The organism is uncultured Gimesia sp. (assembly GCF_937919775.1).
Classification (GTDB): Bacteria; Planctomycetota; Planctomycetia; order Planctomycetales; family Planctomycetaceae; genus Gimesia.
This window is the reverse complement of the sequence record NZ_CALFPF010000176.1, coordinates 1-8,513: the sequence shown is the minus strand read 5'-3', so window position 1 is coordinate 8,513 and position 8,513 is coordinate 1. Positions and strand designations below refer to the sequence as shown.

Below are 8,513 nucleotides of genomic sequence, written 5' to 3'. Positions count from 1 at the left end.
GTTCGATTCGAGTAACAGCCTTTGGTATACCGGATAAACGCGCGCGGCCACGGCCTGCAGATGATCGCCGAACGATTCCTGATAGGCTTCAACAAACTGCTCTGCAGTGATCAGGTCATTCTTCGCGCGGCTGATCATTGAGCCAATCGTTGATGGATTGTAGGCCACGGTATCGATGTCTAATTCATTCAGGACGTGACGAATTAATTGTTGTTGATCGGTCGTATCAAAAATGGAAAAATTGCTGTCGAGCCCGACTACGTTTCCGTACCGTCTTAGAATCCGAACGCAGAATTTGTGAAAAGTCGAGATTTCGACTCGTGAATCCGGAATTAACTTCCGAACCCGCTCGCTCATTTCGTCTGACGCTTTGTTCGTGAATGTGATCCCTAAAATATGCTGAGGAGGAATCTGTGCGTGGATCAGAGAAGCAATGCGATGTGTGATCACACGCGTTTTTCCAGAGCCGGGGCCTGCGAGCACCAGTAAAGGGCCTTCGTGTTGTGAAACCGCTGCAAATTGCGGTGGTGTCAGGACCTGCTGAAAATCCAAGAGAAATTCCTTTTCGTGTCGTTGCAAAGAATGCGATCATTTAAAATGACCAATGTACGATGCCTGCTCTGAAATTCCAAATCGAATCACTTATTATTCACCATGATCGGCAGGAGATTCGTTGCCAATTGGTGCTGGTTGAGATCTGGCAGGAGATGAGACTAGAATAAAGACGCCCCTTTCTTATGGTGTACTTGCGTGAGCAGTATTTGTGTTTTGTTAATGTTGCGAATACAAGTTGCTTTGGTTGATTGCACAATATTTACGGGTCCACTAAACTGCGCAGAGGCAGTGTTATGATGTGCCTGGATATTTTGCAGTGCGAATATATGCGGCCCGGCCTTATCGGTTGTAGGGGTTGCGATGTTTATCCGGGTTGTTCAGCCAATAATTTCGCCATGAAAATGAACAAGAATTCTGCAATCCAATGAGATTGTTTTTAAAACCTGATGATAGACAGGGTTTTACAGAGTTTGATGTTTTAAAAGTTAAATGGCAGGGGTGATGTATGAATTCAACACACATTCCTTGCCAGTAAATGACGATAAAATATTTTACAACGGTAGTTTCCACCTCTACTAATTTGTAATGCGGGCCAAAGTGGTCCTGTGTTCTAGATGAACTGTGGCCGCCGTTTTTCGAATCCCTTTGTCGATGGAGTGCGATCAGACATGCTTCTCAAGGAATCAAAACCTTCCAGAAATAATCAAAAATATTTCGGTATGGTCAGCTTAGCAGTTTTAGGTATTGCCAGCTTAGCATTGGTTGTAACAACCACGATGGCTGTCGAAGACAAAAAACCTCAAAAAGAGGACGTGGGCTTACAAGGCATTCTGCCGGCCGAAACTCCCGAGGATCTTTCAGAATCCCCCGAAGGACTAGAAGGGAAATGGGTCGAGTGGGACAAGCAGGTTTCGGATCTGCTGGGCAAGCTGTATGAGTCAGATTTAACTCTGGAACAGCAGCAGCAGACTTTGACTGCACTGCAGGCAAAAATTACAGAAGCAAAAGGTCAGGCCGCTCTGGCAGACTACTCCAGCCGTCTGCAAAGACGTGTTGAGATCGCCGATGCAGTGCTCAAAACCTTAGGACAAGACCTGGGAGCTGTCAAAGCAGCACAGCTGAAGGCACAGCAGGACAAGTTGGCAGCAGCAGCGAAAGCGCTGACAAAATACCTGGGCACGTTAGACAATGGCAATGGCTGGGTCGAATATCTGCAGTTGAACGAACTTCAGAAGGAAGTCAAGAACAGCTATTCCGAAGTAGAATTGCTTGATCTTTTAAAATCGCTGAAAGCAAAGTTCGAATCGCGCGGTGCACTTGAAGATGCAGAGCAGCGAAAATTCTTTAACCGGGATCAATTCAAAGACCTGGAAAAATCGGTATCTGCATTCCTGGCAGACGCTCAGGGAGAAGGCAAGAAAGTTGATGCCAGCCAGGTGCGTCAGGAGTTGAAAGCACTGGTAACGAACCTGGAAGAATACGAAGCCACTCAAAGCGGTAAAAATGCCTTTGAAGCACGCAAGGCTTATGCCCAGTTGCGTCAGGAACTGGAAGGTGGTCTGGGACCATTAACGGATGCACTGCGGAATAATTACTTTAACTACAACTTGCGTGTGATGGTTGCTGAGGATTTCATTAACCGTCTGATCAATGACAGTACTTGTGAAAAAGGCCCTGTGGTCGATTGTATTCTAGGGGCTTATGTCACCGGCAATCAGGCAACCACAACGGAAGTCGGAGTCGATTTCAAGCCCAGCGATACGACACTTCGCTTTGACTTGACACTGTCTGGTATTACCAACAGTGAAACATCCGGTACGACTAATCAGGCTACCATTTATACTTCAGGTCATCATCAGATCTGGGGTGGAAAAGAAATCAACTTTGATGGCGATACCTTTACCACAGAGCCTGCCTGGGTTCAGGTAGATGCGAATAATACCACGGTGGGAGCCAGCACAAAACTGGATCGGATTCCGCTGTTATCAAGTCTGGGACGAAGCATGGCTTACCGTCGCACCGAAGAATTACGCGGTGAAGCAGAAGCCATTGCTGCTCAAAGAGTACGTGATCGAGTCCGTCCTCGCTTTGATGAAGAAGTGGATGAACGCATCGCTCGTTCCAATGAAAAAGTGGGTGGCGAATTGAATAAACGTCTGAAAGATAACGGCCTGTTCCCTTCAGCACGCAGCTATGCTTCCACTGACAGTCATCTCTATGTTCGTACTCGCTTGATGGATACCGGTGAATTGGCAGCCAATTCGCCTCCACTTTCGATCTCTGCGAAAGACAGCGTTGTTCTGCAATTGCACGAGTCTGTGATGAATAACAGCCTCTCACGCATGGCTTTGGAAGGTCGCAAAATTTCTGATCAGGATCTGATCACAGAATTCGAAAAATCGATTACTGATCTTCTGGATCGAAAAGTGACTCTGCAACGACCTCCTGTAGATCCGGACAAAGGACCCAATATTCTGGCATTCGATGAAAAAGACCCGATTCGAGTTCAAATTACCGATAACACTTTGAACATCATTCTGCGTTGCGGTTTCGAGCAAAAAGGTGAAACCGCAGTACCAACTCAGATCATTACGGTTCCTCTGCATTTCAAAGTGGAAGGGGACAAGATCCACATCACCCGAGGAGACGTCAAGTCCTCTCCGGTAGTGCGTCCTGATCGCATTGCAGCACAGATTGCCCGTGCTGGTGTTGTTCGCAACAAGATGGAAAAGGCGTTCCCGGATCGTGTCGAAGATTCTCAGGTTAAAGCCAAACTGGAAAACCGGAACGTGTTTCTGAACATCACCGGTATTGATGCCAAAGATGGCTGGTTGACTCTGACTGTCGGCAACGATTTGACAGTGGAGAAAATTGAAGCAGAACTTCCACCAGCCGTGGAAGAAACTGCTGCAGCAAAATAAACCGACACGCTCGGCTTAATAAAATGCGAAAGAGGCGAATCGTTTGGTTCGCCTCTTTTTTTACGTAGCGTATTCACTCTTCAGAGATCGCCGTTGGCCCGAATGTCTTTCAGATGATATAATCAGTTCGAATATCAGCGGGCAAAAATGTGGACGACAAACTCTTACTTCTTTTGACGCATTCAAAAGGAAGCCCATCAAAATCAATTCCGGCAGGATTAATAATCGATGTCATCCGCTTCGATGGCTTCCAGCATAATCAGATCGTAGCGCAGACTGGCATCTTTTCCGAACAGCTGGTTGAAGGTCGTGTCTGCTTCGATCTGACTGTCGATGTCGACTTTCAGCAGAATGCGATGCTTCGGGTCTAGCGTGGTCTCTTTGAGTTCACTGGCAGTCATCTCACCCAGACCTTTGAAGCGACCAATTTCGAATTTTCGATTCGCAGCGAAAGACTCTACGATTTCTTCCTTCTGGACGTCATCCTGCGCGTAATATTTTTCATTACCCACCTTGATGCAATACAAGGGAGGCTGTGCGATAAACAACTTGCCCTGTCGAATCAGTTCCCGCATATGGCGAAAGAAGAAGGTGAGCAGCAATGTGCTGATATGGTAACCGTCACTGTCGGCGTCCATCAGCAGGATGATGCGGTTGTAGCGCAGGTTGAGAATTTCAAAGTTGGCACCGATGCCTGTTCCCAGCGTTTCCACCAGATCCTTGATTTCCTGGTTCCCCATGATTTTGGAGATCGACAGCGATTCCGTATTCAATACTTTTCCACGCAGAGGCAAAACCGCCTGAATACGGCTGTCGCGCCCCATCGCAGCGGTCCCGCCGGCAGACAGACCTTCTACAAGAAAGAGTTCCGATTCTTCCGGCTTGTTCGAGCGACAGTCAAGCAGTTTGCCCGGTAATGTTGATTTCCGGTTCGTTACCGATTTTCGACGTACTTCTTTTTGCGCATCGCGGCTGGCCATTCGGGCGCGTGCAGATAACACAATGCGGCCGACAACCGCATCGGCAATGCTCGGGTTGTTATTCAGCCAGGTCTCCAGCAGCGGCCGCACAATGCCTTCTACAAAATTGCTGACTTCGGGGTTGTTCAGCTTTTCTTTTGTTTGTCCCTGAAACATCGGATCGTTATGGAAAACAGAAATCAGACACAGCACGCCTTCGCGAATATCTTCCGTCGTAATCGCCAGACCCTTGTGTTTGATGTCATGCACGTCCATGTAATTTTTGACTGCTTTGGCAATGCCGGATCGCAGACCACTTTCGTGCGTGCCCCCGGCATGAGTGCGAATTCCGTTGACATAACTGCGAACCTGCTCGTCTGTCGCATCGGTCCAGCGCATGACCATTTCGACACGGATATGCTCGTCTTCCTTCTCCGCGAAAAACAACTGCTCGTGAACCGGTTTTTTCTGCTGTTCCTGGGTCAGTTTTTCCAGATACCCGCGAAGTCCTTCCGGATGCGAAAGTTCGTAAGTCTCTTTTTTCACTTCGTCTCGAAACGTAATCTTCAGTCCGCCGTGAATAAACGCAACATCTTCCAGGTGTTGTCGAATTGTATCCGCGTTGAAATGCACGCGGCGGAAAATATCATCGTCCGGGCGGAAATAGATCTCGGTGCCATGTCCGCGAAACGGTTTGACTTTTTTAACGGGCGTGGTTGGTTTCCCCCGTTTATAGCGTTGCATGAATTGATACCCGTCGCGAACCACCGTGGCAATCATCTCTGATGACAGCGCATTCACGACCGAGGAACCGACACCATGCAAACCACCACTCCGCGCGTAATTCTTATCAGAAAATTTTCCACCGGCGTGCAGTGTTGTCAGAATCAGTTCCAGAGCCGACTTCTTGGTTTTGGTGTGCTGATCGACGGGGATGCCGCGCCCGTTGTCTTTGACACTGCACGAGGCGCCGTCTTTATGCAGCGTGACCACAATTGTGTCCGCTTCCTTCGCCAGATATTCATCGACCGAGTTGTCAACGATTTCCCAGAGCAGATGATGCAGCCCCCGGGTATCAACTCCCCCAATATACATGGAAGGGCGTCTGCGCACCGCTTCCAGTCCTTCCAATACTTCGATGTCGTCAGCGGAATATTTTTTTGCGTCAGTTGCCATAATAGTTGTGGTGGATTTCTCTAAATAATCTGCAAAATAGAAGTGATCTTATATGAGACCGGTGATTCGTCTGTGGAGATAGTATACCGTTAGTTTACTCCTCTGCGTCTCCTAATTCATCCCAGTCGACAATTTCAATTGGCGGATACAATATTTCAGCAAAGCCGCTTCTCTGGCTGGTTTTCACCCCTTTGCCGCCTCGCGAAGTGACACCATATTTCATTTGCCCAAAGGTCATTTTTTTGTCGCTGGTATTGATGACTCGCAAACAGTCACTCGGTCGAGACAGCTGCAGAACGCCGATCACCGAGTCACCTTTTTCAAGCTTAATTCCTCTGACCCCTTTTCCTGCATTGGAGAGCAAAGCTGCTTCTTCAATGGCACAGTGCAGGATGCGGGCGTTCTTTGTGGCAATAAACATCGTTTCGGCTTCTTCGACCAGGCCGGCATAAATGACACGATCTTCTTTCGCCAGCCGACAGTATTTGCGGCCTGCTTTGGTGGAAGGGGTACGAAACAGACTGAATGAGATCCGCATGATCTGGCCTTTTTCGGTGACAATCAGAACATGCGGGGTGGGAATCGGTTGTTTCCGGGTGGTTTTGTCTTCGGGTGTGAAGCGGCTGTCAGTAGTCAGGGCGGCGACCAGATGCGCACCATCGCTCATACGCGCATGTTTGGAAAGCGGTTCGCCATATCCGGAGGAAACAGGCACCTGCTCTATCGGCAGCGTATAAGCCACTCCATCGCTGGAGAAAAAGACCACATTATCGAGCGTACTTCCCGGCGTGACTGCCAGCACGCTGTCCCCTTCGCGGGTGCGCGTTTTGTCGAGTTCCCGCGTTTCGCCTTTTGTTTTCAGGCGACCTACCCGTTTAATCCAGCCCTCTCTGGAGACAACCACATTTGTGTTTTCCCGGACAATATACGCCTGGGGATCGAACTCGGCAATTTCCTCCGAAGAACCAAGCTTGGTTTGTCGTTTTTCAGGAAACGCCTCCGCCAGTTCAGTGAGTTCATTTTCGACGACTTTCCAGAGTTGTTTGTCGGACGCCAGAATCTTGCGGATTTTATTGGCTTCGGCCTCTTTTTCTTCCAGCTCTGCACGAATCGTATTAATTTCTAGTTTGGAAATTCGATAAAGCTGCAATTCGAGAATGGCCATCGTCTGAATTTCATCCAGCGGAAAGTTGGCCATTAACTTCTGCGCTGCATCCTGCTTGCCATTACTGGCGCGAATTAACTTTAACGCTTTATCCAGGTCGTTAAAGATAATCTCAAAACCTTTGAGGATATGAATCCGCCGTTCGAGCATTTCTAGTTGAAATTCGAACCGGCGACGGACCGACACAAAACGAAAATCCAGAAAGTACTGCAGCATTTCTCTCAAATCGCAGCGCCGGGGGACGAGCACTGCAGATTCATCGGGTACCAGGCAGGTCAGGTTCACCGAAAAATTCTGCTCCAGATTCGTGTGCTTATACAGATAAGCCAATACGGTTTCGGGGTCGGAATCGGCTTTGATTTCCAGTACGATTTTCAAGCCGTTCTGGTCGTCTGTTTCGTCGGCCACATCCACCAGTTGCGGAAGTTTTCTCGACTCGACAATCCCACCAATTTCCGAAAGCAGTGAACCTGTCTCGACCCCGTAAGGGACCGAATAAATGATAATGCGTCTGTCCCCTTTGGAACGACCGTCAGATTCAGGTTTCCATTCTCCCCGGACTTTCACCGGGCCGCGCCCTTCTTTGTAGACGGTGGTCAGAGAGCGTTTGTCCGTAACAATGCGGCCTCCGAGTGGAAAGTCGGGCCCCTTGATATATTTCATTAATTGCGCGACGCTCGCATCCTTATTATGGATGAGAAATGTACAGGCCTTAATCACTTCCCCCAGATTATGGGGAGGAATATTCGTCGCCATGCCAACGGCGATTCCGTGGACCCCGTTGACCAGCAGATTGGGAAACCGCGCGGGCAGAACGACAGGTTCATTACGCGTTCCATCGTAATTCGGACGCATCTCGACTGTTTGATATCGCAGCTCATTCATCAGGTGCTCGGCGATGCCCGTCAGCCGGGCTTCAGTATAACGGGCTGCTGCTGCCGGCAGCCCCATGATCGAGCCGAAATTTCCCTGTCCGTTCACGAGCGGACTTCTCAGGTTGAAGTCCTGAGCCAGCCTCACCAGCGCGTCATACACGGAAGCATCCCCGTGCGGATGGTAATTACCGGTCGTATCCCCGCAAATCTTGGCACACTTACGTGGCTTCGCGCTGGCCACGAGATGCAGGTCGTGATACATCACATATAAAATACGGCGTTGTACCGGTTTAAGGCCGTCACGGACGTCTGGTAAGGCCCGGGACGTGATCACCGACATCGCGTAATTGAGGTAGCGTTTCCGAGTTATCTCACTAATCGGAACATATTCGATACGGTCGGTTTCAATGCTGGCTTGTCCATTCGTATTACTGTTTTTGCCGGAATTGGCTGATTTTCGCTTAGCCAAAGGTCTCTCCAAAAAATTGATAACGCGGCCCGAAAAATAGCGGCGGGCTGTCTTATTAATATCCGTTCGAACTGAATAGCTCTAGTTCAAAATTCGGGTCATTTCACATGGTAGCTTAAGGAAAATAGTTTGATTTTATTGCTTGTGTAAAGATTAAGGATTGTACCTGTTGAATCGGTTATTTAACAGATAACGCCACTCGTAACCCGTTAAATAGACCATAATTCGGGAAAATAGGACGAATCGTCATTGTAGTTACAAAATGACTCATTCCGACGATTCCTGCCAGCCGAAATTTGGACTAGTGGCTTTCGTTTTGAGAGGGTCACAGGCTGGCGATTGAAACTTACAAAGTTGACCGAAGACCTGAAAAGTCGAATTTCGAGAAATTTG

Annotated in this window: 4 protein-coding genes; 1 reads left to right on the top strand and 3 read right to left on the bottom strand. The window is 48.6% G+C overall.

Translation table 11 applies throughout. The features are described from left to right. Positions 1 to 552: ATP-dependent helicase (locus tag Q0294_RS04820; protein ID WP_299461481.1), on the bottom strand; the 552-nt coding region annotated here is incomplete at its 3' end. Positions 553 to 1,274: 722 nt separating this feature from the next. On the opposite strand from Q0294_RS04820, the gene Q0294_RS04815 reads away from it, so the two are divergent. Next, on the top strand, positions 1,275 to 3,476 hold the full coding sequence (locus Q0294_RS04815; protein WP_299461479.1) for a hypothetical protein: 2,202 nt from the start codon (positions 1,275 to 1,277) through the stop codon (positions 3,474 to 3,476). Positions 3,477 to 3,694: 218 nt separating this feature from the next. Here the strand turns inward: Q0294_RS04815 and Q0294_RS04810 are convergent, their stop codons facing one another. Together Q0294_RS04810 and Q0294_RS04805 are read right to left on the bottom strand one after the other, a co-directional pair. Further along, positions 3,695 to 5,611 (bottom strand): DNA gyrase subunit B, encoded by a 1,917-nt coding sequence (locus tag Q0294_RS04810; protein ID WP_299461477.1) that lies wholly within the window; start codon positions 5,609 to 5,611, stop codon positions 3,695 to 3,697. A gap of 94 nt (positions 5,612 to 5,705) precedes the next feature. After that, positions 5,706 to 8,120 carry a DNA topoisomerase (ATP-hydrolyzing) gene (locus Q0294_RS04805; protein WP_299461475.1) on the bottom strand — a complete coding sequence of 805 codons (2,415 nt, stop codon included), beginning with the start codon at positions 8,118 to 8,120 and terminating at the stop codon, positions 5,706 to 5,708. Positions 8,121 to 8,513 lie beyond the last annotated feature (393 nt).